The sequence below is a fragment of the Micromonospora sp. HM134 genome, from assembly GCF_007833915.1.
Lineage (GTDB): Bacteria > Actinomycetota > Actinomycetes > Mycobacteriales > Micromonosporaceae > Micromonospora > Micromonospora wenchangensis.
This window is the reverse complement of record NZ_CP041061.1, coordinates 1,925,525-1,951,808: the sequence shown is the minus strand read 5'-3', so window position 1 is coordinate 1,951,808 and position 26,284 is coordinate 1,925,525. Positions and strand designations below refer to the sequence as shown.

Annotated in this window: 21 protein-coding genes; 11 read left to right on the top strand and 10 right to left on the bottom strand. The window is 73.4% G+C overall.

Going from position 1 to position 26,284, the window contains the following annotated elements; genetic code table 11:
* Window positions 1-10: 10 nt before the first annotated feature.
* From FJK98_RS08945 to FJK98_RS08935, 3 genes are all read left to right on the top strand, one after another.
* On the top strand, window positions 11-970 hold the full coding sequence (locus tag FJK98_RS08945; RefSeq protein ID WP_145918599.1) for a carbohydrate ABC transporter permease: 960 nt from the start codon (window positions 11-13) through the stop codon (window positions 968-970).
* On the top strand, window positions 967-1,887 hold the full coding sequence (locus FJK98_RS08940) for a carbohydrate ABC transporter permease (RefSeq protein ID WP_088642203.1): 921 nt from the start codon (window positions 967-969) through the stop codon (window positions 1,885-1,887). Before FJK98_RS08945 ends, FJK98_RS08940 begins: the two co-directional genes overlap by 4 nt.
* A 157-nt stretch (window positions 1,888-2,044) precedes the next feature.
* The gene (locus tag FJK98_RS08935; RefSeq protein ID WP_145918598.1) at window positions 2,045-4,183 is read left to right on the top strand and encodes an alpha-galactosidase; all 2,139 of its coding nucleotides are present in this window, start codon (window positions 2,045-2,047) and stop codon (window positions 4,181-4,183) included.
* Window positions 4,184-4,330: 147 nt separating this feature from the next.
* Here the strand turns inward: FJK98_RS08935 and FJK98_RS08930 are convergent, their stop codons facing one another.
* Window positions 4,331-5,719, bottom strand: coding sequence for a cellulase family glycosylhydrolase (locus FJK98_RS08930; protein WP_145918597.1), 1,389 nt, complete (start codon window positions 5,717-5,719; stop codon window positions 4,331-4,333).
* A gap of 381 nt (window positions 5,720-6,100) precedes the next feature.
* Between FJK98_RS08930 and FJK98_RS08925 the strand changes: the two genes are divergently transcribed.
* On the top strand, window positions 6,101-7,063 hold the full coding sequence (locus FJK98_RS08925) for a TIGR03557 family F420-dependent LLM class oxidoreductase (protein ID WP_145918596.1): 963 nt from the start codon (window positions 6,101-6,103) through the stop codon (window positions 7,061-7,063).
* Between the two features lie 426 nt (window positions 7,064-7,489).
* Here the strand turns inward: FJK98_RS08925 and FJK98_RS08920 are convergent, their stop codons facing one another.
* The 6 genes from FJK98_RS08920 to FJK98_RS08895 all read right to left on the bottom strand — a co-directional run bounded on the left by FJK98_RS08920 (window position 7,490) and on the right by FJK98_RS08895 (window position 12,822).
* Window positions 7,490-8,323: an endonuclease/exonuclease/phosphatase family protein gene (locus tag FJK98_RS08920; RefSeq protein ID WP_145918595.1), complete on the bottom strand. Its 834-nt coding sequence runs from the start codon at window positions 8,321-8,323 to the stop codon at window positions 7,490-7,492.
* Window positions 8,324-8,333: 10 nt separating this feature from the next.
* On the bottom strand, window positions 8,334-9,827 hold the full coding sequence (locus FJK98_RS08915) for a phosphatase PAP2 family protein (protein WP_145918594.1): 1,494 nt from the start codon (window positions 9,825-9,827) through the stop codon (window positions 8,334-8,336).
* Window positions 9,828-9,909: 82 nt separating this feature from the next.
* Window positions 9,910-10,911 (bottom strand): YihY/virulence factor BrkB family protein, encoded by a 1,002-nt coding sequence (locus FJK98_RS08910; RefSeq protein ID WP_145918593.1) that lies wholly within the window; start codon window positions 10,909-10,911, stop codon window positions 9,910-9,912.
* Window positions 10,904-11,905, bottom strand: coding sequence for a diacylglycerol kinase family protein (locus tag FJK98_RS08905; RefSeq protein WP_145918592.1), 1,002 nt, complete (start codon window positions 11,903-11,905; stop codon window positions 10,904-10,906). Before FJK98_RS08905 ends, FJK98_RS08910 begins: the two co-directional genes overlap by 8 nt.
* Window positions 11,906-12,007: 102 nt before the next feature.
* Window positions 12,008-12,589: a Clp protease N-terminal domain-containing protein gene (locus FJK98_RS08900; protein WP_240762703.1), complete on the bottom strand. Its 582-nt coding sequence runs from the start codon at window positions 12,587-12,589 to the stop codon at window positions 12,008-12,010.
* Window positions 12,586-12,822: an HTH domain-containing protein gene (locus FJK98_RS08895; protein WP_145918591.1), complete on the bottom strand. Its 237-nt coding sequence runs from the start codon at window positions 12,820-12,822 to the stop codon at window positions 12,586-12,588. The genes FJK98_RS08900 and FJK98_RS08895 overlap by 4 nt, the downstream gene beginning before the upstream one ends.
* A gap of 116 nt (window positions 12,823-12,938) precedes the next feature.
* On the opposite strand from FJK98_RS08895, the gene FJK98_RS08890 reads away from it, so the two are divergent.
* The 4 genes from FJK98_RS08890 (at window position 12,939) to FJK98_RS08875 (ending at window position 18,105) form a co-directional block, all read left to right on the top strand.
* A complete protein-coding gene (locus tag FJK98_RS08890; protein WP_145918590.1) occupies window positions 12,939-13,742 on the top strand; it encodes a PP2C family serine/threonine-protein phosphatase in 804 nt (267 codons plus the stop codon).
* Between the two features lie 73 nt (window positions 13,743-13,815).
* Window positions 13,816-14,646: a universal stress protein gene (locus FJK98_RS08885; RefSeq protein WP_145918589.1), complete on the top strand. Its 831-nt coding sequence runs from the start codon at window positions 13,816-13,818 to the stop codon at window positions 14,644-14,646.
* 125 nt (window positions 14,647-14,771) lie between these two features.
* On the top strand, window positions 14,772-17,171 hold the full coding sequence (locus tag FJK98_RS08880; RefSeq protein WP_145918588.1) for a phosphoketolase: 2,400 nt from the start codon (window positions 14,772-14,774) through the stop codon (window positions 17,169-17,171).
* Window positions 17,172-17,238: 67 nt separating this feature from the next.
* A complete protein-coding gene (locus FJK98_RS08875; protein ID WP_145918587.1) occupies window positions 17,239-18,105 on the top strand; it encodes a universal stress protein in 867 nt (288 codons plus the stop codon).
* Window positions 18,106-18,223: 118 nt separating this feature from the next.
* Here the strand turns inward: FJK98_RS08875 and FJK98_RS08870 are convergent, their stop codons facing one another.
* Window positions 18,224-20,560: a heavy metal translocating P-type ATPase gene (locus tag FJK98_RS08870; RefSeq protein WP_145918586.1), complete on the bottom strand. Its 2,337-nt coding sequence runs from the start codon at window positions 20,558-20,560 to the stop codon at window positions 18,224-18,226.
* A gap of 188 nt (window positions 20,561-20,748) precedes the next feature.
* Here FJK98_RS08870 and FJK98_RS08865 point away from each other — a divergent pair, with 188 nt between their 5' ends.
* Together FJK98_RS08865 and FJK98_RS08860 are read left to right on the top strand one after the other, a co-directional pair.
* The gene (locus FJK98_RS08865) at window positions 20,749-21,759 is read left to right on the top strand and encodes a nitroreductase (RefSeq protein ID WP_145918585.1); all 1,011 of its coding nucleotides are present in this window, start codon (window positions 20,749-20,751) and stop codon (window positions 21,757-21,759) included.
* 96 nt (window positions 21,760-21,855) lie between these two features.
* Window positions 21,856-23,526 (top strand): GAF domain-containing sensor histidine kinase, encoded by a 1,671-nt coding sequence (locus FJK98_RS08860; RefSeq protein ID WP_145922648.1) that lies wholly within the window; start codon window positions 21,856-21,858, stop codon window positions 23,524-23,526.
* 31 nt (window positions 23,527-23,557) lie between these two features.
* Here the strand turns inward: FJK98_RS08860 and FJK98_RS08855 are convergent, their stop codons facing one another.
* A complete protein-coding gene (locus tag FJK98_RS08855) occupies window positions 23,558-24,196 on the bottom strand; it encodes a response regulator transcription factor (RefSeq protein ID WP_067310092.1) in 639 nt (212 codons plus the stop codon).
* 283 nt (window positions 24,197-24,479) lie between these two features.
* Between FJK98_RS08855 and FJK98_RS08850 the strand changes: the two genes are divergently transcribed.
* Entirely contained in the window at window positions 24,480-25,454 is a 975-nt protein-coding gene (locus tag FJK98_RS08850; RefSeq protein ID WP_145918584.1) for a nitroreductase family protein, read from the top strand.
* Window positions 25,455-25,540: 86 nt separating this feature from the next.
* Here FJK98_RS08850 and FJK98_RS08845 read toward each other — a convergent pair whose 3' ends face one another.
* Window positions 25,541-26,212 carry a hypothetical protein gene (locus FJK98_RS08845; RefSeq protein WP_145918583.1) on the bottom strand — a complete coding sequence of 224 codons (672 nt, stop codon included), beginning with the start codon at window positions 26,210-26,212 and terminating at the stop codon, window positions 25,541-25,543.
* Window positions 26,213-26,284 lie beyond the last annotated feature (72 nt).

The following is a 26,284-nucleotide window of genomic DNA, read 5'->3' as shown; positions in this document are numbered from 1 at the left end:
GAGGACCGTCGTGTCCGACCTGCCCCTGATCCAGGCGGATCACGCCGTGCCGTCGCCGGCCACGACCACCACCTCCCCGGGTGGTCGCGGCCGGCGGCTACGGCTCCTGTCCCGCACCGACCGCGTGGTGATCACGCTGATGGTGCTCGTACCGCTGTTGCTGGTGGTCGCCCTGGTCTGGCTGCCCGCACTGGCCACCGTGGCACTCTCCGGCACCGACTGGGACGGCATCGGCCCGCTCGGCGAGATCGACTGGGTCGGCGGCCGGAACTACTCCGACGTGGTCAACATCTACCCGCCGTTCGTGCCGGCGTTGCAGAACAACCTGCTCTGGCTGGCCGCGCTGTTCGTGGTCGCCACCCCGTTCGGGATGTTCCTCGCCGTGCTGCTCGACAAGGAGATCCGGGGCAGCCGGTTCTACCAGACCGCGCTCTACCTGCCCGTGGTGCTCTCGCTGGCGCTGATCGGCTTCGTCTGGCAGCTCATCTACTCCCGCGACCAGGGGTTGCTCAACGCCGTCCTGGGCGGCCAGACCGACTGGTACGGCGACCCGGACGTCAACATCTGGGCGGTGCTGGTGGCGGCCGGGTGGCGGCACGTCGGCTACATCATGCTGCTCTACCTGGCCGGGCTCAAGGGCGTCGACCCGTCGCTGCGGGAGGCCGCCTCGGTCGACGGCGCGTCGGAGACCAGCACCTTCTTCCGGGTGATCTTCCCGGTGCTGCGGCCCATCAACATCATCGTGCTGGTGGTGACCGTGATCGAGTCGCTGCGCGCGTTCGACCTGGTCTGGGTGATCAACAAGGGCCGCAACGGGTTGGAGCTGATCTCCGCCCTGGTGACCCAGAACGTCGTCGGCGAGGCCAGCCGGATCGGCTTCGGCTCCGCCCTGGCGACGATCATGCTGGCGGTCTCGCTGGTCTTCATCACCATCTACCTGGCCGTCGTCATGAGGGAGGACCGGCGATGAGCGCGTCGACCGTGACCCGACCGCCGGCGTCGACGCCGACGGCCAAGCCGGCACCGCGCCGCCGGCCGCTGCGCCCCGCCCGGGTGGTGCTGCACCTGTTCCTCGGCGCGGTCGCGGTCGGTTGGCTGTTCCCGATCCTCTGGGCGGTGCTGACCTCGCTGCGCTCGTACGCCTACACCGCCGCCAACGGGTACGTCTCGTTCGGCGGGTGGACGTTCGACAACTACGTCACCGCCTGGCAGACCGCCGAATTCGGCAAGCACTTCCTCAACTCGGTCTACATCACCGTCCCGGCGGTGCTGCTGACCCTGTTCCTCGCCTCGTGCGTGGCGTTCGTGATCGCCCGGTTCAGCTGGAAGCTCAACATCGTCCTGCTCGGGCTGTTCACCGCCGCCAACCTGCTGCCCCAGCAGTCGCTGCTGATCCCGCTGTTCCGGATCTTCACCGAGGTGCCGCTGCCCGAGTTCATGAGCGACTCGGAGCTGCTCTACGACAGCTACTGGGGGCTGATCCTGGTCAACGTGGCCTTCCAGTGCGGCTTCTGCGTCTTCGTGCTCAGCAACTACATGAAGGCGCTGCCCCGCGACCTCTACGAGGCGGCCATGGTGGACGGGGCGAGCATCTGGCGGCAGTACTGGCAGGTGACCATGCCGCTGTGCCGGCCGGCGCTGGCGGCCCTGGCCACCCTGGAGGTGACCTGGATCTACAACGAGTTCTTCTGGGCCACCGTGCTGATGCGCACCGGCGACAAGTTCCCGGTCACCAGCTCGCTGAACAACCTGCGCGGCGAGTTCTTCACCGACAACAACCTGGTGTCGGCCGGCTCGGTGCTGGTCGCCATCCCCACCCTGGTGATCTTCTTCCTGTTGCAGAAGCAGTTCGTCAAGGGCCTGACCCTGGGAGCGTCCAAGGGCTGAGGTCACCGCACCCGCCCACCCACACATGCGCGCGGGAGCGGTATTCCTGACAGGCATGAACATGACCCACAGGCATACCGCTCTCGCGCGGTACTGACGCCCGGCGACCTCACCCACGGTGACGGACGCCGACGCGCCCGCACCGGAGATGAGCGCCATGACCGATCCGACCGTGATCCACCTGCGCCGGGGCCACACCAGCCTGGTGCTCGACGCCTGCGGCCCGGGGCTGCCCCGGATCGTGCACTGGGGCACCGACCTCGGCCCGGTGCCCGCCGACGACCTGCCGGCCCTGCTCGACGCCACCGTGCCGCCGGTGGTGCCGAGCAGCTTCGACGCGCCGACCGTGCTGTCCCTGCTGCCCGAGGCGAGCGCCGGCTGGAGCGGCCGGCCCGGACTCGCCGGTCACCGCGCCGGCCGGGACTGGTCCACCGCCTTCCGGCCCGACAGCCTCGATGTCGACGACCCGGACGGCGCGGCGCGGGTGACCGTGCGGGCGACGGACCCGGGCGTGGGGTTGACCCTGACCGTCGAGATCACCCTCGACCCGGTCGGGGTGCTGACCGTGCGGCACCGGCTGCGCAACGACGCCGACCACCCCTACGAGGTACGCGAGCTGACGCCGGTGCTGCCGGTGCCGGCGGTCGCCACCGAACTGCTCGACCTGACCGGGCGGTGGTGCCGCGAACGTGCGCCGCAGCGGCACCCGTGGCAGCACGGCGCGTGGGTGCGCGAGGGCCGGCACGGCCGCACCGGGCACGACGCCACCCTGCTGCTCGTCGCCGGCACCGCCGGGTTCGGCTTCGGCCACGGCGAGGTGTGGGCGGTGCACACCGCGTGGAGCGGCGACCACGTGACCGTCGCCGAACGCCGCCCCACCGGCGAGTCCACCCTGGGCGGCGGGGAACTGCTCGCCCCCGGGGAGATCGTCCTCGGCACCGGCGAGGAGTACACCACCCCGCTGCTCTACGCGGTGCACTCCACCGCCGGGCTGGACGGGCTCAGCGACCTGCTGCACACCCACCTGCGGGCCCGGCCGGGCCACCCCCGCACGCCGCGCCCGGTCACCCTCAACGTGTGGGAGGCCGTCTACTTCGACCACGACCTGGACCGGCTGCGCACCCTCGCCGACCGGGCCGCCGAGGTGGGCGTGGAACGGTTCGTCCTCGACGACGGCTGGTTCACCGGCCGCCGGCACGACCGGGCGGGCCTGGGCGACTGGCAGGTCGACGCCGACGTCTGGCCGGCCGGCCTGGGACCGCTCGTCGGCCACGTGCGCGGGCACGGCATGCAGTTCGGGCTCTGGGTCGAGCCGGAGATGGTCAACCCCGACTCCGACCTGTTCCGCGCCCACCCCGACTGGGTACTCAGCGCGCCCGGCCGGCTGCCCCTGCCGTGGCGGCACCAGCAGGTGCTGGACCTGGCCAACCCGGCGGCGTACGCCCACCTGCTCGACCGGCTCGACTCGCTGCTGACCGGGCACCCCGGGATCAGCTACCTCAAGTGGGACCACAACCGGGACCTCACCGAGGCGGGGCACGCCGGCCGGCCCGGGGTGCACGCGCAGACCGTGGCGGCCTACCGGCTCCTCGACGAGCTGCGCGCCCGGCACCCGCACCTGGAGATCGAGAGTTGCTCGTCCGGCGGGGCCCGGGTCGACCTGGAGATCCTGCGCCACACCGACCGGGTCTGGGCCAGCGACACCAACGACGCCCTGGAACGGCTGTCCATCCAACGCTGGACCGGCCTGCTGCTGCCCCCGGAGCTGATCGGCACGCACATCGGCCCCGGGCGCTCGCACACCACCGGCCGGGTGCACACCCTGGGCTTCCGGGCGGTCACCGCGCTCTTCGGCCACCACGGCATCGAATGGGACATCGTCGCGATCGACCCCGCCGAGCGGGCCGAGCTGACCGCCTGGGTGGCCCTGCACAAGCGGCTCCGGCCGCTGCTGCACAGCGGGCGGGTGGTGCGGTTCGACCACCCGGACCCGGCCGTGCAGGCGCACGGTGTCGTCGCCCACGACCGCTCCCGCGCCGTGTACGCGGTGTCCCGGCTGGCCACCTCCGTCACGCAGACCCCCGGCCCGGTCCGCCTGCCCGGCCTCGACCCGGCCCGCCGGTACGCCGTCCGCCCCGCCGAGGGGGTGCCGGAGCCGGAGACCATGCAGATCACCGGACCGGGCTGGCTGCCCGCCGTGACGCTGCCCGGCTCGGTGCTGGCCACGGTGGGCCTGCACCTGCCGGCCCTGCACCCGGAGCAGGCGCTGCTCCTGGAGGTCGACGCCGTCGACTGACCGGCCGGGCCCCGGGGGTGATCGACTCAACGGGGGCGATGTTGCGGTATCCCCAGCGGTCGATACCGCAACATCGCCCCCGATGCGGGGAGCACACGGGTGGTGGCCGGGCCCCGGAGGGCCCGGCCACCGGTGGGGCGGGGATGGTCAGCTCGCGGTGCAGGTCACCGTGGGAGCCGGGTTGCTGCCGGTCCAGCTGCCGATGAAGCCGAAGGCGGTGCTGGCCCCGGCGCCGAGCCGGCCGTTGTAGTCGACGTTGCGGGCGGTCACCGTGCTGCCGCTGCTGCTCAGCGTCGCGTTCCAGGACTGGCTGACGGTCTGGCCGTTGGCGAAGGTCCACTTCGTCGTCCAGCCGTTGATCGCCGCGCTGCCGGCGGTCACCTTCACCTCACCCTGGAAGCCGCCCTGCCACGAACCGATGACCGTGTACGTCGCGGTGCAGCCACCGGTCGCTGGCGGGGTCGTCGTCGGCGGGGTGGTGGGAGGCGTGGTGGGCGGGGTGGTCGGGGGCGTCGTGGGCGGGGTCGTCGGCGGCGTGGTGGGGGTGGTGCCGGAGTAGACCGACGCCTCCTTCGCCGTCGCCTTGATGCCGTTGGCCCCGTTGAAGATCCGCTGGCCCCAGGTGGTCAGGGCGGCCGGGTTGAAGTTGGTGGTCATGTCGAGGTACTCCACGCCGCCGCCGTTGCCGCTCCACGACCAGCCCAGGTAGCCGATCCCGTTGGCCTGGGTGTACGACAGGATGGTGTCCTCGTCGGGGTTGCCGTCGGAGTGGTCGAAGCCGAACTCACCCACCACGATGGGCAGCTTGGCGGTACGGAACCGGCCCAGGTAGTCGCTGATCTCGGCGGCGGTGTCGAAGACGCCGTACATGTGGATGGAGAAGACCGTGTTCTTCTGCGGGTCGGCGGCGAACACCCCGGCCGCGTTGTCGCGCATGGTGAACGACCAGTCCTGACCCCAGTTCGGGGCGTCCACCATGATCGTGTGGGTGATGCCGCCGGCCCGCAGCCGCTTGATCGCGTTGGCGTTGTCGGTGGCCCAGGTGCCGTAGCCCTGGTTGCCGTACGGCTCGTTGCCGATGTTGACGATGACGTACCGCTCCTGGCCCTGCAGGGCGCTGGCGATGCTCAGCCAGTAGTCGACCGCCCGGTCCAGGGTGATCGCCCCGGCCTGCTCGCCGTACCCGGTGGTGTCGTGCACCTCCAGCACGCAGATCAGCTTGTTGGCCTTGCACAGCGAGATGACGTTGCTGACGTCGGCGGCGGTGTTCTTGGTCCAGCGGTCACCGCTGGCCAGCACCACCCGGACGGTGTTCGCACCGAGCGCCTTGATGTTGGCGAAGGAGGTGGTCTGCTGCGGGTACCAGGTGTGGGCGTGGTTGACACCCCGCATGATGAACTCGTTGCCGTTGGCGTCGTAGAGCTTGCCACCGGAGACCGTGAAACCGGCCGCGGCCTGGGCCGGCTGGCCGAAGGCGAACACGGCGGCGAGGACGGTGAGCAGGGCGACGCCGGCGACGGAAAGTCGCTTCTTCATGGGTTTCCTCAGGAAGGGTCGACCCCGTTGCCCTGGCGGGGTGGCGATGCTGGTGACGGTGGCGCTCGGCTGTAGCCCGACAGCCGCCGCCTGACTCCCTGGCCGCGTGCGGACCAGCGTAGGCCCACCGGGTCGGGAAGGCAACCGGTTAAGTAGCCTGCCTGTCTCCGCCGACCCTGTGGCGGCCCACGCCGACCGTGAGCCGCCACAGGGGGCGGTCATCCCCACCACAGGATGTGACACCACCAGCCTGAACCGGTTAAGCCGGACCTTAGACGGCCCTCCCGTCACCGTCAAGAGGGACCCGGCCGCCCATCCGAGGTTGACCGGCACCGGCCAGGGGTATCCGGTGACGATCGTCGCCCGGAAGGAGAAACCAGGATGGTCCGCGTCGGCTACACCCTGATGTGCGAACAGACCGGCCCGAAAAAGTTGGTCGACCACGCGGTACGGGCGGAGGCGGCCGGCTTCGACCAGCTGGTCATGTCCGACCACTACTATCCGTGGCTCGACGCGCAGGGCCACTCCCCGTACGCCTGGTCGGTGCTCGGCGCGGTCGCCCACGCCACCAGCCGGGCCGAGCTGATGTCCTTCGTGACCTGCCCGATCCGCCGGTACCACCCGGCAGTGGTGGCGCAGAAGGCCAGCACCATCGGGGTGCTCTCCGACGGGCGGTTCACCCTCGGCCTCGGCGCCGGGGAGAACCTCAACGAACACGTGGTCGGCGGGTGGCCGCACGTGCAGCAGCGGCACGAGATGTTCTCCGAGGCGCTCCAGATCATCCGTCCGCTGCTCAACGGTGAAACGCTGACCTTCTCCGGCAACCACTTCGACGTCCCCGACGCCTATGTCTGGGACCGGCCGGAACACCCCGTACCGATGGCCGTCGCCGCGTCCGGGCCGTCGTCGGCCACCCTCGCCGCCGAGTACGCCGACGGCATCGTCGCCACCGAACCCGACTCCCGGATCATCCAGCTCTACGACGACGCGGGCGGCGCCGGGCAGCCCCGCTACGGCCAGGTGGCCATCTGCTACGGCCCCGACGAGGCCGAGTGCCGCAAGATCGTGCACGACCAGTTCCGCTGGTTCGGCAGCGGCTGGAAGGTCAACGCCGACCTGCCCGACCCGGAGGCCTTCGCCGCCGCCACCCAGTTCGTCCGGGAGGAGGACGTCGCCGAGGGCATCCCCTGCGGCCCCGACGTCGAACGGCACGTCGAGGCGTTCCGCGCCTTCGTCGACGCCGGCTTCACACACGTGGCGATCGTGCAGGTCGGCGGGGACAGCCAGCCGATGTTCCTGGACTGGGCGCAGGAGCAGCTACTGCCCCGGCTCCGCGAGCTGTGACCGCCGTGGCGGGTCGGGTGCGGGTCGTACCCCGCCCCGACCCGCACCCGACCCGCTCCGACCCGGACGCGTTGCGGCGGGCGCTCGCCGCGCCCCGTCCGACGGCCGGCCTGGATCGGGGCCCCTGCTCCACCTGCGCGCCGCACCGGGCCCGGAGCCCACGGCCGGGAGCGGCAGCCCGAGCCAGCATCTCCCGGACCAGGGTCTCGTCGTCGTGGATCATCGGTTCACCGGCGCGGTGGGCGTCGCCCCCGGTGAGCAGGTAGGCGGTGCGGCGCAGCTTCGGTGTCGCCGCCGTCACGAAGTCGACGTACTCCTGCCGTCGCGTCGCGTGCATCGACCACTCCCCGTCCCGGACGCCGGCACTGTCACCGTAGTGATGGCGGCGGGGCCGGAGAGGGTTGCACGGGTTCCCGGGTGGGCCGGTCAGGCCGGGTCGAGGTCCAGGTCGGCGACGACCGGGTAGTGGTCGGAGGCGTACTCGGTGTCGCCGCCACGTACCACCTGGAAGTCCCGCAGCCGGGCGGCGAGCGCCCGGGTGCCGAGCAGGTAGTCCAGCCGCATGCCGGAGAACTCGACGCCGCCGCCGTGCCGGGTCGGCGCGGTCAGCCCGGCCCCGGCCGACCCGCCGGCGTCGGCCGGGTCGGTCGGGGCGGCGGTGCGGGTCCAGAGGTCGACCAGGCCGGCGGCGAGCAGCCGGGCCACCGCCCGGGTGTCCACCGTCCGCCCGTCGCGGCGCAGGTGCCGCCGCCGGTACGCCGCCGGCAGCCGGGCCACCCGGTCGGTGTGATCGGTGCCCGGGTCGAGGGTGTTCAGGTCACCGGCGAGCAGCGCCAACTCCCCCGGTGCGCGGCGCACCGCCCCGGCGAGCCAGCCGGCCTCGATCCGCCGCCGCAGCCCGGTGTACGGGTCGAGGTGGGCGCTGAACACGGTCAGCGGCCCGGCGGTGGTGGCCAGCTCGACCCGCTGCGCCGCGTGGTGCAACGGCCGACGGACCGGCCCGGCGTGACGGGTCCGCCACGGCGGGCGGACCAGCACCGCCACCGGCTGACCGAAACAGCTGCGGGCCAGGTACGGGCGCATCCCCACCCGGTCGGCGAACCCGGCCAGCACCCCCGGCCGGTCGAAGCCGCGCAGCTCCTGCACGGCCAGCACGTCGGGGGCCTGCGCGGTGACGACCCGGCACACCAGGTCCCGCCGGTCCGGGCCGGTACGGTCCCGGCCGCCGGTCCTGATGTTCCAGGTCATCATCCGCAGCACGGTCGACGGCTCACCCGGGGCGGCCGGCCTTGGCCAGCTCGTCGTCCAGCTCGTCGACCTGCTCCGACTCGATCTCGGGCCGGTTGCCCTCGTAGACGTCGGCGTTGGGCCGGATCACCCAGTAGAGCAGGCCGATCCACAGGCCGCTGAGGATCAGCGCGCCCATGAAGTCCGTCGGGTGGTGCATGCCCCGGTACATCCGGGAGGTCGCCACCCCGACCGGCATGATCACGGCCAGCGCCACGAAGAGCCACCGCCACCAGCGGTCGGTGCGGACGAACACGATGATCGCGATGACCAGCCAGAGGCAGGTGGTCGCGGCGATGTGCCCGGACGGGAAGGACGAGGTGGGCATCTGCCCGTCCAGGTTCTCCACCGCCGGACGGGGCCGGTCCACCACCCGGGCCGAGGCGAGGAACAGGCTCAGCTCGCCGAAGAGGGCCAGCACCACGAAGAGCACCGGCCGCCACCGCTTCCAGATGGCCAGCACCAGCGGGCAGAAGACCAGCGAGACGATCAGGATGGCGTGGGTGTCGCCGAACTTGCTCCACCACCAGCTCAGCTCGGTGAGGAAGTCGGTGTGCCGGTCGGCGAACCAGCGCGGCACGTCGGTGTCCAGGGTCTCGAAGACGGTGCCCTTGGCGTGGTAGCTGACGTAGGTGCCGAAGCCGTACAGGGCACCGAAGACGATCACCCAGCCGACCAGCAGTTCGGCGACGGCGGAGCGGGGGTGCTCCAGCACGTGCTCCTCGGCGGGGGCGGGGGTGATCTTGTCGCCGGCCTCCGGCTCCAGCCCCTCGGTCAGCGGCGGCACCGGCCGGCCCCGCTCGCGCCGCCACAGCCGGAAGGCGTACGCGGTGACGCCCAGCCAGGCCGCGCCGAGCAGCCAGCCGCCGATCACGTCGGAGACGAAGTGCACGCCGAGCGCGATCCGGGTCAACCCGATCAGCGCCACCAGCACGGCGGCGACGGTGATCGCCGGCTTGCGCCAGCGGGGCGACATGGCGGGCAGGAAGACCAGCAGCAGCGCCCCGTACGCGACGAACGAGCCGAGCGCGTGCCCGCTGGGGAAGCTGTTGCCGGGGGCGCTGGCGACCGGCACGTCGACCACCGGGCGGAGCCGGCCGACCAGGGCCTTGAGCGACGGGTCGAGGATCAGCCCGCCCACGCCGGTGACGATCAGGTAGACCGCCAGCCGGGACTGGCGACGGATCAGCAGGGTGACCACGGCAATGGTGACCAGCCAGATCAGCACCGGCCGCCCGCCCAGGTCGGTGACCGCCTGGAGCACGGTGACCAGCGCGTGGTGCGGGGCGACGAGCCCGTTGAACCACTCGGCCGCCTCGTGGTCGGCGTGGTACATGGGGCTCCACTTGAACCGGACGAGCATCAGCAGCAGCCCGAAGGCCACCCCCGCGCCGGCCACGGCCAGCAGGCCGACGACGCTCCGTTCGGCGAAATGGCCGAGCGGCCGTCGGGCCGTTGACTCCTTGACCGCGGTCACCCCGCACCTCCCTGCGTCGACGTGGCGAGGCGCGCTGTACCCGATTCCGCCGCCGCGTACACGCCCGTCCGGTGTGGCGGGGTCAGAGAGCGGTCATGTCACCGGTGTCGAGCAGTTCCCCCCGCTCGGCGTCGGGCTCCCACAGGTCGGGTTGGGCGGGCTCCGGGGCCCCGATCCGCATCGCCTCCAACTGGGCGGCGAAGGACAGCCCGCCGAACAGCGCCATGCCGGTGAGGTTCGCCCACAGCAGCAGCGCCATCATCCCGGTCAACGCCCCGTACGTCTGGCCGAACCCGCCGCCGAACTTGACGTACGCGGCGAGCAGCAGGCTGGCCAGCCACCACAGGGCGGTGGCGATGCCGGCGCCGAAGAAGAGCCAGGACAGGCCGGGCTGCTTGCGCCGGGGCGCGTGCCGGAAGATCACCGCCACCGCGACGACGGTCAGCACGAGGCTCAGCGGCCAGCGCACCACCCCCCAGAGGCCGGCGGCGAGATCACCCCACTCGTAGTGGCGCTGCACGGACTCGCCCATCGCCCCGCCGCCGACCAGGATCAGGAACCCGGCCAGCGCGGGCAGGCCGGCGACCACGGCCAGCACCGCCGCCCGCAGGTACTTCCACAGCGCGGGACGGTCCCGTTCCACGCCGTAGATCCGGTTGGCGCCGCGTTCGATCTGGGCCATCGTGGTGGTCAACGCGACCAGGCCGGTGATCAGGCCGAGGGTCAGCGCCAGTTCGCCGGTGCTCTCGGTGCGGTCGCTCTCGCCGAGCAGGTCCTGCACCACCTGTTCGCTCTGCCCGGGGGTCAGCGCCAGCACGGTGTCGGCGACCACCCGGCCGCCCTCCTCGACGCCGAGGTCGCTGATCAGGCCGGTGAGGGCGATCAGGAACGGTACGACGGCGAGGCAGAGTTGCAGGGCGAAGGCCCGGGAGTGGCTGAACCCGTCGCCGTAGCGGAACCGGATGAACGCGTCCCGCATGAGCTGCCAGCCGCCGTGGCGGCGCAGCGTACGCCAGGCGTCGTCGGCGGAGAGTTCGTCCGACGCCATCAACCGCGTCTCGGGGACGAGTCTCGTGCTACTCACGGCGGGCTTCCTCGACCAGCTTCTCGCCCCGCCGCGCCGCCGCGTCGGCGTCGTACGCCAGGTCGGGGTCGCGGGCCGGACGCGGCACGCAGAGCCACAGCGACTCGGGTCTGATCTCGGCGGTCAGGGTCCGCCCCGGGGCGATCAGGTCGCCGTCGAGCTGCCGGGGCTGGGCCCGGTTGCTGGTGATGACGACCTTGCGGGCCCGCTGGACCTCCATCTGCGGGACGCTGCCCTGCCGGCGGACCAGGGCCCAGCCCATGGTGAGCCAGTGCCGCAGCGTACGCGGGGTGAGCACGGCGACGTCGAGCCAGCCGTCGTCGGGCTCGGCCTCGGTGAGCAGGCGCACCCCACCCTGGAGCCGCCCGACGTTGGCGATCAGCACGGAGCGGGCCCGGCGACGCATCGGCGGCCGGTCGTCGATGCGGATGGTGACCCGCATCGGCCGGTCCCGCAGGTGTTTCGCGGCCCCCACCACGTACGCGGGCCAGCCGATCCGGGCCTTGGTGGTCTCGGAGGTGTCCGCCAGCATCTGCGCGTCGAAGCCCATCCCGGCCATCACCGCGAAGCACCGGTCGTCGACGACGCCGACGTCGAGCCGGCGTCGTCCGCGCTCGACGGCCACCTGGAGGCCGGCGGCGAGGTCGTTGGAGAGCCCGAGGTTGGCGGCGAGCAGGTTGCCGGTGCCCTGCGGCAGCACGGCGAGTTCCACGTCGGTGCCGGCGAGCGCGGTGACGCAGGCCATCACCGTGCCGTCGCCGCCGCAGGCGAAGACCAGTTCGGCACCGGCGGCGACGGCCTGCTCGGTCTGGCCCCGGCCGGGGTCCTCGGCGGTGGTCTCGTACCAGGTGGGGGCGGGCCAGCCGGCGGCGGCGAGGGCCTCGTCCACGGTCGCGCGGAACTCGTCGAGATCGGCCACCTTCGTCGGGTTGACCACCACCGCCGAGCGCGGGGGGCGGTCACCGCCGGTCACCGTACGCTTCTGCTCGTCCACGGCGTCAGTGTGCAGCACCCCGGCCCGGTCAGCGACCCGGCGACGACCGACGTTGCGTTGACCGCAAACAGGTTTGAGCCGGGCCGGGGGTGGGTGGGCCGGTCAGGCCGCCGTCCGCAGTGCCGACTCGACCCGTCGGCGCAGGTCGTCGAGGTCCGCGCCGGCCTCGGTGAGCACCGTCGCGCCCAGGCCGCCGCCCTCGCGGAGCACGCCGAGCAGGAGGTGTTCGGTGCCGATGTGCCGGTGGCGCAGCCGCAGCGCCTCGCGCAGCGCCAACTCCAGTGCGGTGCGGGAGCGCGGGGAGAGCGGCCCGCCGAGCGGCCGGCGCAGCCGCCACCGGCGGCGGGGGGCCGGGACGGCGGCGCGCAGGGCGTCCGGGCCGAAGGTGTCCTCGATCCGGGCGACGATGGCCGCGAGGTCGATGCCGATCTCGCGCAGCGCGGCGGCGTCGGCCTCGCCGAGCCCCGTCCCGCCGTCGCCGGTGTGCCGCCTGATCCGGGCGCGCAGGTCGTCGGCGTCGAGGCCGGCGGCGGTGAGCACCTGGCAGGCGAGCCCGTCGCCGTCGGCCAGGACGGCGAGCAGCAGGTGCTCGGTGCCGACGGGTCCCCGCCCGTCGGCCTGGGCCTGCTCGACCGCGTGGTGGACGACCGCGCGGGCGCGGTCGGTGAACCGTTCGAACATCATGCCTCCCCGGTGCCGGGTACCGCCGGTCGCCCGGCGTGCTTCTTGTGGACCGCCTGCCGGCTGACCTCGAGCGCGTCGGCGATCTCCTGCCAGGACCAGCCCTGTCGTCGGGCGTTGTCCACCTGGACCACCTCCAGCCGTTCGAGGAGCCGGCGCAGGGCACGCACGGCGCGCAGGCCGACCCGGGGGTCGGTGCTGCCGGCGGCCGCCGCGAGTTCCGTCGCCTGACTCATGCTGTCAATTTACGTTGACACTCCCCGGGCGTCAACCTGAGTTGACGATACCGTCGCGTACCCGACACGACGCCGGGCGGCCCGAACCTGGCCGGCGGCGGTGCTACGGTCCGCTGGTGTTCCGTCGCCGCACCGCCGACCAGCCCGTCGAGGCGGCCCGCCGGCTGCCCGTCGGCCGGGTCGAGTGGGAGGTCGCCGGCGGCACCGTGGCCGGCCACCGCTACTCGGCCAACTTCGACGCCCTGCACGTCGACCCCGACCTGCCGTTCGCGGTGGTCGTCGACGGCATGGGCGAGGGCGAGGGCAGCCGCGTCGCCGGCACCACCGCCCGCGACACCCTGCACGAACTGGTCCGCGCCGGCTGGCCCGCCGTCGGCCCGCGCGAGCTGCGCGCCGCGGTCACCGAGGCCCAGATCCGGGTACGCCGGGCCGGTGCCGCCATCGACGAGCTGGCCGGCTGCACCCTCACCGCCATGCTCGCCCAGCCCGACGGCGAGCTGGCCTGGATCGTCCAGCTCGGCGACTCCCGGGCCTACCGGCTGCGCGACGGGCTGCTGGAGCTGGTGACCGTGGACCACACGATGGCCTGGCTCGGGGTGCTGCACGGCTGGTGGCCGGCGAACTCCCGGGAGGCCGCCCGCGCCCGCTACCAGCTGCTGCGCTACCTCGGCCACCCCGACCGGCCGGACCCGGACCTCCTCGGGGTGCCACTGCGCCCCGGCGACACCTGGCTGCTGTGCACCGACGGAATCAGCGACCAGCTCGACTACCACCGCCTGCGGGACCTGCTCGCCGAACCGGACCCGACCCGGGCGGTACGCGGCCTGCTCGCCGCCAGCCTGGCCGAGGGCGGCAGCGACAACGCCACCGCCGTCGTGCTGCGCGTCCACCCGGCGACCGGCGGGCACCCGTCCGACTGATCCGGCCCCACCGCCCGCCCGCCGCGACTAGCGTCGGTGGGGACGGCGTGGGGCGTGCCGGGAGGTGAACCGGATGACCGGGTCCACGGGCGGGCCGGTGGTGGTCGGGGTCGGGCCGGCACCGGACGACCTCGCGGTGGTCCGGCTGGCCGCCCGGGAGGCCGCCGCGCACGGCCGGGGCCTGGCCCTGCTGCACGCCTTCAACTGGGAGGCCGCCCTCACCGGCCCGTCGGTGGCCGGCAGCCGGGACGCCGCCGAGGAGCTGATCGCCCACGCCGCCACGGCCGCCAACGAGGTCGAACCGGCGGTACCGGTCAACGGCGAGATCGTCGAGGGGGCGCCGGTCGAAGCCCTGATCCGCCGCTCCGGGACGGCGTTCCTGGTGGCCATCGGGGACGGCGGGATGGCCGGCTGCGGCGGCTGCGTACCGGCCGACGCCCCCGCCGTGCAGCTCGCCGCCCGCGCCGGCTGCCCGGTGCTGGTGGTCCGCCGCGACCCACCGCCCCCGGGTCCGGTGCTGGTCGGGGTGGACGGCTCAGCCAGCTCCCGGGCCGCGCTCGACTTCGCCTTCGGCTGCGCGGCCCGCCGGCAGGCCCGGGTCATCGCGGTCCGGGCCGTCGAGCCGGGACGACCCGACGGCGGCGACGACGTGCTCGGCACGCTGGTCGCCGAGGTCGGCCGGCAGCACCCGCGGGTGCCGGCGGAGTGCCACACCGTACGCGGCGACCCCGGCACCGTCCTGGTGGAGCAGTCCCGCTCGGCGCAGGTGGCGCTGGTCGGCGCGCGGGGCGACCAGCCGGGACGGGGGATGCTGGGCGAGGTGAGCCAGACCCTGCTCTACCACGCGCCGGCTCCGGTCATCGTCGTCCGTGGACTGGTTTCCGCCGTGCCGGCCGGGGCATGACGTCCCCAGCGGCCGGGACCAACGGCCCTGACCGGTGACCGGGCGAACGCGAAGACTGGGTCTGCCCGGGGCGAATCGGCGCTTCCGGGTGCAGAACTCCCCGACCCGCGAGAGGCTTTGGCAGCATGGACACCGCTCTCGACCTGCACAGCCCCCTGACCGACGACGAGCTGCGCCGGCTGGACGCCTACTGGCGGGCGGCGAACTACCTGACCGTCGGGCAGATCTACCTGCTCGACAACCCGCTGCTGCGCGAGCCGCTCGCCCCCGAGCACGTCAAGCCCCGGCTGCTCGGTCACTGGGGCACCAGCCCCGGCCTGAACCTGCTCTACGCCCACCTCAACCGGGTCATCGTCAACCGTGACCTGTCGGCCATCTTCGTCACCGGCCCCGGCCACGGCGGCCCGGCCCTGGTGGCGAACACCTGGCTGGAGGGCACCTACAGCGAGCTGTACCACTCGGTCAGCCGCGACGAGACCGGCATGCAGCGGCTGTTCCGCCAGTTCTCCTTCCCCGGCGGCATCCCGAGCCACGTGGCACCGGAGGTGCCGGGTTCGATCCACGAGGGCGGCGAGCTGGGGTACGCCCTGAGCCACGCCTACGGCGCCGCGTTCGACAACCCGGACCTGCTGGTCGCCTGCGTCATCGGCGACGGGGAGGCGGAGACCGGCCCGCTGGCGGGCAGCTGGCAGTCCACCGTCTTCCTCAACCCGGCCCGCGACGGCGCGGTGCTGCCGATCCTGCACCTCAACGGCTACAAGATCGCCAACCCGACGGTGCTGGACCGGATCCCCACCGAGGACCTGCTCGACCAGATGCGCGGCCACGGCTACCAGCCGTACCTGGTCGCCGGGGACGACCCGGAGCAGGTGCACCAGCTCCTCGCGGCCACCCTGGACCGGGCCTGCGACGAGATCGCCGAGATCCAGCGGGTGGCCCGCTCCGGCGGCCACGTCGAGCGCTCCCGCTGGCCGATGATCATCCTGCGCACCCCCAAGGGCTGGACCGGCCCGGCCCGGGTCGACGGCAAGCAGGTCGAGGGGACCTTCCGCGCCCACCAGGTGCCCATCGCCGAGGTACGCGACAACCCGGCGCACCTGGCCGAGCTGGAGCGCTGGCTGCGCAGCTACCGGCCGGAGGAACTCTTCGACGCCACCGGCGCCCCGGTCGCCGAGCTGACCGCGCTGCCGCCGAAGGGTGAGCACCGGATGAGCGCCAACCCGGTCACCAACGGCGGGCGGGTGCTGCGCGACCTGACCCTGCCGGACTTCCGCGACTACGCCGTCGACGTCAAGCAGCCGGGTGAACCGGTGGTCGGCGCGGCCGGGGTGCTCGGCACCTGGGTCCGCGACGTGATCACCGCCAACCCGCAGACCTTCCGGCTGTTCGGCCCGGACGAGGTCGCCTCCAACCGGCTCGGTGCCGCGTTCGAGGTCACCGACCGGTCCTTCGACGGCCGGATCGAGCCCACCGACGACCACCTCTCCCCCGACGGCCGGGTGATGGAGGTGCTCTCCGAACACCTCTGCGAGGGCTGGCTGGAGGGCTACCTGCTGACCGGCCGGCACGGCATCTTCACCAGCTACGAGGCGTTCATCCACATCGTCGACTCCATGGTCAACCAGCACGCCAAGTGGTTGAAGGTGACCCGGGGCATCCCCTGGCGGGAGCCGATCGCCTCGCTGAACTACCTGCTCTCCAGCCACGTGTGGCGGCAGGACCACAACGGCTTCTCGCACCAGGACCCGGGCTTCATCGACCACGTGGTCAACAAGAAGGCCGAGGTGGTCCGGGTCTACCTGCCGCCGGACGGCAACACCCTGCTCTCCACCATGGACCACTGCCTGCGCAGCCGGCACTACATCAACGTGGTGGTGGCCGGCAAGCAGCCCGCGCCGAACTGGCTGACCATGGACGAGGCGGTCCAGCACTGCCGGCGCGGCCTGGGCATCTGGGACTGGGCCAGCACCGACGACGGCCAGGAGCCGGACGTGGTGCTCGCCTGCGCCGGTGACGTGCCGACGCTGGAGACCCTCGCCGCCGCCGACCTGCTCCGCCAGCGGCTGCCCGAGCTGAGGGTGCGGGTCGTCAACGTGGTCGACCTGATGCGGCTCCAGCCGTCCTCGGAGCACCCGCACGGCCTGCCGGACAACGAGTTCGACACCATCTTCACCCGCGACAAGCCGATCATCTTCGCCTACCACGGTTACCCGTGGCTGATCCACCGGCTCACCTACCGGCGGGCCAACCACGCCAACCTGCACGTACGCGGCTACAAGGAGGAGGGCACCACCACCACGCCGTTCGACATGGTGATGCTCAACGACCTGGACCGCTTCCACCTGGTCATCGACGTCATCGACCGGGTGCCCGGCCTGGCCGCCCGCGCCGCCCACCTGCGGCAGGAGATGGTCGACACCCGGCAGGCGTGCCGCGACCACACCCGCCGGTACGGCGAGGACGACCCCCGGGTCGCCGAGTGGCGCTGGCTCCGCGAGACCCAGCCCCAGCTCGACGGGCAGTGACCCCGCGGTGGGCCGGTCACCGGCCGGCCCACCGCCACACCCCCCCCAGCCAGGAAAGGACGAGACGATGAACCCCGACGAGATCCTGGTCGGCTACGACGGCTCCGCCGACGCGGGCGTCGCCGTGGACTGGGCACTGGCCGAGGCGCAGCGCAGCGGACGCCCCGTCCGGCTGGCGTACGTCTTCGAGTGGATGACCGTCGCCGGCTGGGTCGGCCCGGGGGTGGCCCCCGGGGTCTGGCCGGACGACAACGCCCGGCGGCAGGTCGAGGAGCTGGTGCACAAGGCCGCCTCGGACGCCACCGCCGCCTGGCCCGGCGTCACCGTGCACGGTGAGGTCTTCGACGGCCCGCCCGCGCTGGTGCTGGAGGAACGGTCCGCCGAGGCCGGGTTGCTGGTGCTCGGCAGCCGGGGCCACGGCGGCTTCACCGGCCTGCTCGCCGGCTCCACGGCGGTCTCGGTGGCCGCCCACGCGCACTGCCCGGTCGTGGTGGTACGCGAGGCGCAGGCCAAGGTCACCGGACCGGTGGTGGTCGGCTTCGACGGCTCCGAGCAGGCCGGCACGGCGCTCGGGTTCGCCGTGGAGCGGGCCGCGCAGCGCGACGCCCCGCTGCGGGTGCTGCGGGCCTTCGAGCCGCCGGACGACCGCTGGCGGCCCTCCGACCCGGACGCCGAGGCCCGGCTCGCGGCCGACCGGGCCGAGATCGAACAGGCCCTCGCCGGGTGGCGGGAGACGTTCCCCGAGGTTCCGGTCACGGTGGAGATCGCACCGGCCCGGCCGGCCGCCGCGCTCGTCGAGGCGAGCCGGGAGGCGCAGCTCGTGGTGGTCGGCAGCCGGGGTCGGGGCGGGCTGCGCGGGATGCTCCTCGGCTCGGTCGGCCAGCAGCTCATCCAGCACGCGCACTGCCCGGTCGCCGTAGTCCGCGAACGCTGACCGGGCGCGCGGGTCGGGCGCGCAGGTCGGGCGGCTGTTGGGCCGATGTTGCGGTGATCCGACGATCTGACACCGCAACATCGGCCCCAGCGCGTGGATCACCACGGGGGCGGGTGGATCAACGCCCCGGGGCGGGCGGGTCGGGGTCCAGGGCGAGGTAGTCCTCCTCCTCCTGAGCCAGGTGCAGGCGCAGCACCGCGTCCAGCCCGTACAGGCTGGCGAGCAGGTCGGGCACCTGGTCGGGGCGCAACCGCCCGTCGGTACGGGCCAGGTGACCACCGATCGCGTCCACCAGCCGGTGGATCTCCACGTGTTCCCGGCTCATCGTGGACGTCACCTCCCCGCCCAGCGGGCCGGCCAACGCCGGGTAGAGCTGCCGCTCCTCGGCGCTGTCGTGCGGCAGCACCTCGTCGGTGAGCCGGCGGTGCGTGTCGCGCAGCGCCGGCAGGCACCCGTCGGCGGTCGGCCGGGTCGCCACCAGGTCGGCGGTGTCCCGTACCCGGGCGAGCACGTCCCGTACGCCGGCGTGCTGGCCCGCGTACCGGTCGAGCATGGCGCGGGTGGCCGGCGGGACGTCCGGACGGCGCAGCCCGCCGCGCAGCGCCCGCAGCGCGTTGAGGATCACCAGCACGTCGATGCCCTCCTGGAGGAACGCGCCCGCCACCGGCGGCAGCCGACCGGCGGCGGCGACAAGCATCGCGAGCACCGCCAGCCCCATCCCGACGGCGGCGCTCTGCACCGCGATCCGGCGGGCGTGCCGGGCGATCTCGACGGCGTCGGCGAGCCGGTCCAACCGGTCCACCGTGATCACCGCGTCGGCGACGTCCGCCGACGCGGTCGCCCCGGTCGCCCCCATCGCCACCCCGACGTGCGCCGCCGCCAGCGCCGGCGCGTCGTTCACCCCGTCGCCGACCATCACGGTGACCGCCCGCCGCGCCTCCTGCCGGACCCGGGCCACCTTCTGCTCCGGGGAGCACCGGGCCAGTGCCTCGTCCACCCCCACCAGCCGGGCCACCTGCTCGGCGGTACGCGGCCGGTCCCCGCTGAGCAGCAGCAGCCGGGACAGCCCGGCCTCCCGCAGCCGCCGTACCGTCCGCCGGGCGTCCGGGCGGACCGGGTCCTCCAGCAGGACCGCCCCGAGCGGGCCGTGGTCGTCGCTCACCCACACCGTCGACCAGCCGGCCAGCTCGGCCCGCTCCCGGGCCTGCTCCGCCCAGTCGGGCAGGTCGCCGGTGAGCTGCCCGACCCGCACCGGCCGGCCGTCGACCCGGCCGCTGACCCCCCGCCCCGGTTCCTCGGTCACCTCCGTCGGCGTGGTCAGCCGCAGCCGCCGCTCGCGGGCCTGCCGCACCAGCGCCACCGCCAGCACGTGCGGGGAGAGCTGCTCCACCGACGCGGCCAGCCGCAGCACCTCGTCCCGGTCGCCACCGGGGCCGGCCACCGTCTCCGCCGCCCGGGGCCGCCCGGCGGTCAACGTGCCGGTCTTGTCGACCAGCAGGGTACGGGCCCGGCCGAGCAACTCCAGCGCACCGCCGTCCCGCACCAGGACGCCCCGGCGGGCCGCCCGGGACAGCCCGGAGACGATCGCGATCGGGGTGGCCAGCAGCAGCGGGCACGGCGTCGCCACCACCAGCACGGCGACCGCCCGGACGACCTCCCCCGACCACCACCACGCCACCCCGGCCAGCAGCAGGGTGAACGGCACGAACGCCGCCGCGTACCGGTCGGCGAGCCGGACCGTCGGCGCCCGGTGGGCGGTCGCCTCCCGCGCCAGCCGGACGATCCCCGCGTAGGTGCTGCCCGCCGCGTCCCGGATGGCCTTCAGGCCCACGGCGGCGCCCGCGTTGACCACCCCGCTGGACACCTGCTCCCCGGCGGCCCGGCCCACCGGCTGCGACTCGCCGGTCACCGCCGACTCGTCGAGCGTCGCCGGGGCCGCGAGCAGCCCGTCGACGGGCACCACGTCGCCCGGCCCGACCAGCAGGTCGTCCCCCACCGCGACCCGGTCCAGGCCGACCACCTCGATCCCCCCGTCCGGGGTGCGCCGCCGCGCCTGCCGGGGCGCCCGCGCCAGCAGCGCACGCAGGTCGCGGGTCGCCCGTCCCCGGGCGTACGCCTCCAGCGCCCGGCCGGTCGCCACCATCACCGCGATCACCGCCCCGGCCAGGTACTCCCCGACCAGCAGCGCACCGGCCAACGCCAGGACGGCGATGACGTCCACCCCGAACCGTCGCCGCCACCACTGACGCAGCACCGCCCCGACCGCCGGCACCAGCGCCCCCAGGGTCGCCGCCGCCCACACGGCGTCGGCGGGGCCACGTCGTCCGGTCAGCCACAGCGCCGCCCCGGCCAGCAGCGCCACGCCGAGCAGGGCCAGCGGCGTCCACTCGCGCAAGCGCACCGGACGCCGGTCGACCGGCCGCTGCGGAACACACTCCTGCGGTGCCGCGTCCACCTGCGGATCGTCCCAGCAGGGGGCCGGCGGGGACCGGGAACCGGGAAACCGCCGGGCCGAAATGCCCCCGAGGGGGGACCTGCGGACCCTGCGCGAAGGTCGAGCCGGCAGGCAAGGATGGAACGGTATCCCCACCCCGGGGCCGACGGGGTGGGGCACGATGGGAAAGAAACGGAAAGGTCGTGCCGATGAGCCACCAGACGCCCGCGACGGACCGCCCGCTGACCACCGCGCTCGCGGAGGCGGCGGCGACGGCAGGTCACGCCCCCTCCGTGCACAACACGCAGCCGTGGCGCTGGCGGGTCCTGCCGGACGCCCTGGAGCTGCGGGTGGTCCGGGAACGGCAGCTCTCCGCCACCGACCCGGAGGGCCGGCTGGTGGCGGTGAGCTGCGGCGCGGCCCTGCACCACGCCCGGGTGGCGCTGGCGGCCGAGGGCTGGACGGCGGTGGTCGAACGACTGCCCGACCCGCAGCAGCCGGACCTGCTGGCCCGGTTGACCGGCCTGACCCGTTCCGGGGCCGACCCGGAGGCGATGCGCATGGTGCAGTGCATGCAGGTGCGGCACACCGACCGGCGGCCGGTCAGCGACGAACCGGTGTCGGCCGAGGCGATCGGCGACATCACCCACGCGGCGGACGCCGAGGGGGCCCGGTTGCAGATCCTCGACGCCGACCAGGTGATGGAGCTGGCCGCGACCGCCTCGCACGCCGGCACCATCGAGGCGGAGGACCCGCAGACCCGCGAGGAGTTGCAGTACTGGACGCACCGGGCCGACAGCGGCACCGGGCTGCCGCCGGAGGTGCTGCCGCAGAACCCGCCGCAGACCACCGTCCCGGCCCGGGACTTCGGCAGCCCCGGCGACCTCCCGGTCGGCCCGGGGCACGACAAGGCCGCCGTGTACGGGCTGCTCTACGGCGACGAGGACGAACCGGACAGCTGGCTGCGGGCCGGTGAGGCGCTCTCGGCGCTGTGGCTCACCGCCACCCGGCACGGGGCGTCGGTGGTGCCGCTGTCCGGCGTGGTCGAGGTGGCCGGCACCCGACAGACGCTGCGGCAGCTGCTCAGCGGGCTCGGCTACCCGTACCTGGTGCTGCGGATCGGGCTCGCGGACCCGGCGCACGCCGGCCCACCGCACACCCCCCGGCTGCCGGCCGCGCAGGTGGTCGACACCTCCGCGGTACGCGACCAGCGGCCCTGACGATCTCGTGCCCGGCGGTCACCGGGCGGTAACATCGCCCGCGTGGCCGCCAGCACCCCTGCTTCCCGCAACGAACACCAGGTCCCCTCGCTCGGGCTGAGTCCGCTGTCCCGGGTCCGCCTGGACGAGCTGCTCCAGGAGATGCTCGACCGGGTCGGCGACGTGGTGACCAGCCGGGAGCGGCTGCGGGCGCTGCTCGACGCGGTGGTCGGCATCGGCACCGACCTCGACCTGCGCAGCACCCTGCAACGGATCGTGCAGGCGGCCTGTGAGCTGGTCGGGGCCCGCTACGGCGCGCTCGGCGTGATCGGGCCCGACCGGCTGCTGCACGACTTCATCACCCACGGCATCGACGCCGAGCTGCACGCGAAGATCGGTGACCTGCCGCACGGGCGCGGGGTGCTCGGCCTGCTCATCGACGAGCCCCGCCCGGTGCGCATGCCCGACATCACCCAGCACCCCCAGTCGTACGGCTTCCCGCCGCACCACCCGCCGATGCACAGCTTCCTCGGCGTGCCGGTACGCATCCGCGAGCAGGTCTTCGGCAACCTCTACCTGGCCGAGAAGCAGGGCGCGCCGGAGTTCACCGAGGACGACGAGGAGATCGTCGTGGCGTTGGCCGCCGCCGCCGGGGTGGCCATCGAGAACGCCCGGCTCTACGCGCTGGCCCACCGCCGGGAACGTTGGCTGGCCGCCACCGCCGAGATCACCTCGGTGCTGCTCGGCGAGGTACGCCGGACCGACGCGCTGACCCTGGTGGCCCGCCGCGCCCGGGAGGTCGCCGAGGCGGAGCTGGCGCTGGTGCTGCTCTACGACGAGGACGCCGGCCAGTTCACCGTCGAGGTGGTCGACTCCGCCGACGGTGACGCCGACGGGCTGGTCGGCGCGCTGCTGCCGGCCAGCGAGACCAGTTTCGCCGGCCCGGTCACCGAGCGTCGCCGGGAACTGCTCGACAACCTGGCCGAGGCGGCGCCCTGGCCGGTGCCGGTGGTCGCCGGCCCGGCCGTGGTCTCCCCGCTCGCCGCCGCCGACACCCTGCACGGGGTGCTGGTGGTGGCGCACCGTCCCGACGCCGGCCGGGCCGCCGACGCCGACGTCACCCTGCTGGCCAGCTTCGCCGGTCAGGCGGCCCTGGCCATGGAGCGGGCCCGGGGCCAGGAGGAACGGGAACTGCTGGTGGTCCTGGAGGACCGTGAACGCATCGCCCGGGACCTGCACGACGTGGTGATCCAGCGGCTGTTCGCCACCGGCCTGCAACTGCAGAGCGGCGCGATGCACGCCCGGCCCGACGTCGCCAAGCGGATCAACGCGGCCGTCGACGACCTCGACGCCACCATCCGCGACATCCGCCGCACCATCTTCGAGCTGCGTACCCCGATGAGCGCGGCGCTGCGCACCGAGATCCGGGAGGCGGTCGACGTGGCCGCCGGGTCGCTGGGCTTCCGGCCCGCCGTCGAGCTGGACGGCCCGATCGACAGCGCCGTGCCGGAACCGGTCCGCCCCGACCTCACCGCCGTGCTCCGCGAGGCGCTGTCCAACGCGGTACGCCACGCCGAGGCCAGCCGGGTCGCCGTCGCCGTCCGGGTCGACGCCGGCCGGGTCACCGTGACCGTCACCGACGACGGGGTGGGCTGCGACCCGGCCGCCGCCCGGGGTGGCCTGGTGAACCTGCGCGAACGCGCCGAGCGGCACGGCGGCGAGTTCGAGGTACGCCGGGTCGAGCCGCACGGTACCCAACTCTGCTGGTCGGTCCCGCTGCGCGACTGATCCCCCCGGGGCGGCCCACCCGGGCGGTGGGTCAGTGGCGTTGGCCGAGGAGTCGGGTGGCGAGCACGGCGGCCTGGGTGCGGCGTTCCAGGCCCAGCTTGGCCAGCACACTGGAGACGTAGTTCTTCACCGTCTTCTCGGCGAGGAACATCTTGCCGGCGATCTCCCGGTTGGTCAGCCCCTCGGCCACGTACTCCAGGATGCGGCGCTCCTGCTCGGTGAGGGTCTTCAGCTCGCGGGGCTGCTCCACGCCGCTGCGGATGCGCTCCAGCACCCGGGTGGTGATCGCCGGGTCGAGCAGCGACTGCCCGGCGGCGACCCGGCGTACCGCGTCGACCAGATCGGTGCCCCGGATCTGCTTCAGCACGTACCCCGCCGCACCCGCCATGATCGCGGCGAACAACGCCTCGTCGTCCTCGTACGAGGTGAGGATCAGCCCCTTGATCGACGAGTCGACCGCCCGGACGTCCCGGCACACGTCGATGCCGTTACCGTCGGGCAGCCGGGCGTCGAGGATCGCCACGTCGGGGCGGAGGGCGGGAATCCGCCGGGCCGCCTCCTGCGCGGAGCCGGACTCGCCGACCACTTCGATGTCGCCGCTGCTCTGCAACAGGTCGGCCAGGCCACGGCGGACGACTTCGTGGTCGTCGAGGAGGAACACCCGGATCATCCCTCGTTTCTACCCGCCCGGACCGGCCCGTGCACGGGCCGAAGGTCCCTAACCCGGCGCGTCGGGCCGCCTTTCCGGCACGTCGCGCCGGGGACGGGCGGCCCGGCCGGGTCGGGGAGGGCGGCCCGGCGGGTCGGGACGTCCGGCCCTGCCCGGCCCACCCCCGGGTGACGGACCGTGGAGGGGAACCACCACCGGGAACCGGGTCGGCGTCGGCCGGCCGGGGCGAGGCGTTCCCCGCTCGGGGTGGCGCGGCACGAACCGCCACGGAAGGAGCACGACCATGGGCACCGGGTACACCGAGGCGCAGCTACGGGCCGCCGTCGCGGACGCCGTCCGCGCGCCTTCCCTGCACAACACCCAGCCGTGGCGGTTCCGACTGCGCGACGGCGGGATCGAGGTGTCGGTCGACCCGGCCCGCCGGCTGCCCGCCACCGACCCGAGCGGTTGGGGGACCCGGATCGCCGGCGGGGCCGCCCTGTTCAACCTGCGGCTGTCCCTGGCCGTGGCGGGCACCCCGGCGACCGTACGGCTGCGCCCGTACCCGGCCGACCCGGACGTGCTGGCCCGGCTGGTCCCGGACCTGCCGCGCCGCCCCACCCCGGCCGAGCAGAGCCTGTACGCGGCCATCGGCCGCCGGTTCAGCAACCGGGCGCCGTTCTGGCCCGACCCGGTGCCCGCCGAGGCCCGCTGGCGGCTCGGTGAGGCGGCCCGCGCCGAACAGTGCTGGCTGGAACTGGTGATCGGGGTCAGCGCCGTCAACGCCTTCGCCGAGGTCGCCCGCAGCGCCCACCGGGTGCTCGAACGCGACCCCGCCTACCGGGCCGAACGCGCCGACTGGGTGCGCACCGAACCCGCCCCCGACGGGGTGCCCGCCCGCGCCGGAGGCCCGCAGACCGAACCACAGGACCTGCTGCCGTCGCGGGGCTTCGGCGGCCTCGACCGGGCCCCCGGCCGCGACTTCGAGCCGGAACCGCTGGTGGCGGTGCTCGGCGCGGCCGGCAACACGGTCGTCGACCAGGTGCTGGCCGGGCAGGCGTTGCAGCGGGTGCTGCTGACCGCCACCGACGCGGGGCTCGCCGTGTCGATGCTGTCGCAGCCGATCGAGGTGTCGGGGGCACGGGAGGCGTTGCGGCTGTCGCTGGGGCGTTTCGGCACGCCGCAGATGGTGATGCGGATCGGGTACGGGCAGCCGGGGGTGGCGACCCCGAGACGGAGCGTGGACGAGGTGCTCGACGTGGCGGTGGCACCCGGCTGACCACCGGCACTCATCCCCTTGGATTGGGCGGTGCCTTCAATGGAACTTTGGGTCGGACGACGCCGGGCGTGCGCCGTCGTTCTGAGTTAAGACAAGATTCTTTTGATGGCCGGGCCAAGAGCAACCACGCTGGGCGCATCAATGGACTGATGCGCCGCCCAGACCACGCCCCCCATAATCTCCGCAGGCTCGGAAAGACTAGGAAGAACAGTCTCTACAACCTCTGGGTCAAGCTGCGCCAATAGCCTTCGGGCCAACTGCCCGTCACCAGCAATCGCCTCGGCTGGCCAGGTGGCGGTCCCAAGCCAGGCCAGAATTTGACGCGCCAGGGCGGCGTCCCCAGTCTCCGACCGCCGCAAATCCACCATCAAGTTGTCAATTGCCTCCTGATCAACGCCAGCCGCCTGATCGCCCGACAATTCTGACAATTTTCCGTAGAGTGCCTCAGGAACACGGTGACGAACCAGGGCATCAGGGTCTGCTGCCCTGCGAAACTGTATCTCACCCTCATGCAGATCAAGTGCATCGATCATCTGCCCGAGAAGACTCCTCGATGCACCCTGAACCCCAACTTTAGCGAAGCATAATTCTAGATCAAGAGAGTTAAGAATAAGTAGGTCGAGCCCGAAGCGGTTACGCTCCCAAGACAACGACCCCGGATGCACCGATGCGGATCCAAGCAGGGCCGCGTCAGCATCATACAAAGCGATAGTCAGATCGCCCGGACATCTACACAAGTCAGCCGAAAAGCGCCCCACCGAAGTTATTCTGCGGAGAATACTAAGCATCTCCCCATCAGCAACTTCGGAAAGGACATCTCGATCAGAAAG

Excerpts from the sequence above, each read along its gene's own strand:
- FJK98_RS08940 (WP_088642203.1), top strand. The coding sequence starts at position 967 with ATGAGCGCGTCGACCGTGACCCGACCGCCGGCGTCGACGCCGACGGCC.
- FJK98_RS08935 (WP_145918598.1), top strand. The coding sequence starts at position 2,045 with ATGACCGATCCGACCGTGATCCACCTGCGCCGGGGCCACACCAGCCTG.
- FJK98_RS08930 (WP_145918597.1), bottom strand. The coding sequence starts at position 5,719 with ATGAAGAAGCGACTTTCCGTCGCCGGCGTCGCCCTGCTCACCGTCCTC.
- FJK98_RS08925 (WP_145918596.1), top strand. The coding sequence starts at position 6,101 with ATGGTCCGCGTCGGCTACACCCTGATGTGCGAACAGACCGGCCCGAAA.
- FJK98_RS08900 (WP_240762703.1), bottom strand. The coding sequence starts at position 12,589 with ATGATGTTCGAACGGTTCACCGACCGCGCCCGCGCGGTCGTCCACCAC.
- FJK98_RS08895 (WP_145918591.1), bottom strand. The coding sequence starts at position 12,822 with ATGAGTCAGGCGACGGAACTCGCGGCGGCCGCCGGCAGCACCGACCCC.
- FJK98_RS08885 (WP_145918589.1), top strand. The coding sequence starts at position 13,816 with ATGACCGGGTCCACGGGCGGGCCGGTGGTGGTCGGGGTCGGGCCGGCA.
- FJK98_RS08880 (WP_145918588.1), top strand. The coding sequence starts at position 14,772 with ATGGACACCGCTCTCGACCTGCACAGCCCCCTGACCGACGACGAGCTG.
- FJK98_RS08875 (WP_145918587.1), top strand. The coding sequence starts at position 17,239 with ATGAACCCCGACGAGATCCTGGTCGGCTACGACGGCTCCGCCGACGCG.
- FJK98_RS08865 (WP_145918585.1), top strand. The coding sequence starts at position 20,749 with ATGAGCCACCAGACGCCCGCGACGGACCGCCCGCTGACCACCGCGCTC.
- FJK98_RS08855 (WP_067310092.1), bottom strand. The coding sequence starts at position 24,196 with ATGATCCGGGTGTTCCTCCTCGACGACCACGAAGTCGTCCGCCGTGGC.
- FJK98_RS08850 (WP_145918584.1), top strand. The coding sequence starts at position 24,480 with ATGGGCACCGGGTACACCGAGGCGCAGCTACGGGCCGCCGTCGCGGAC.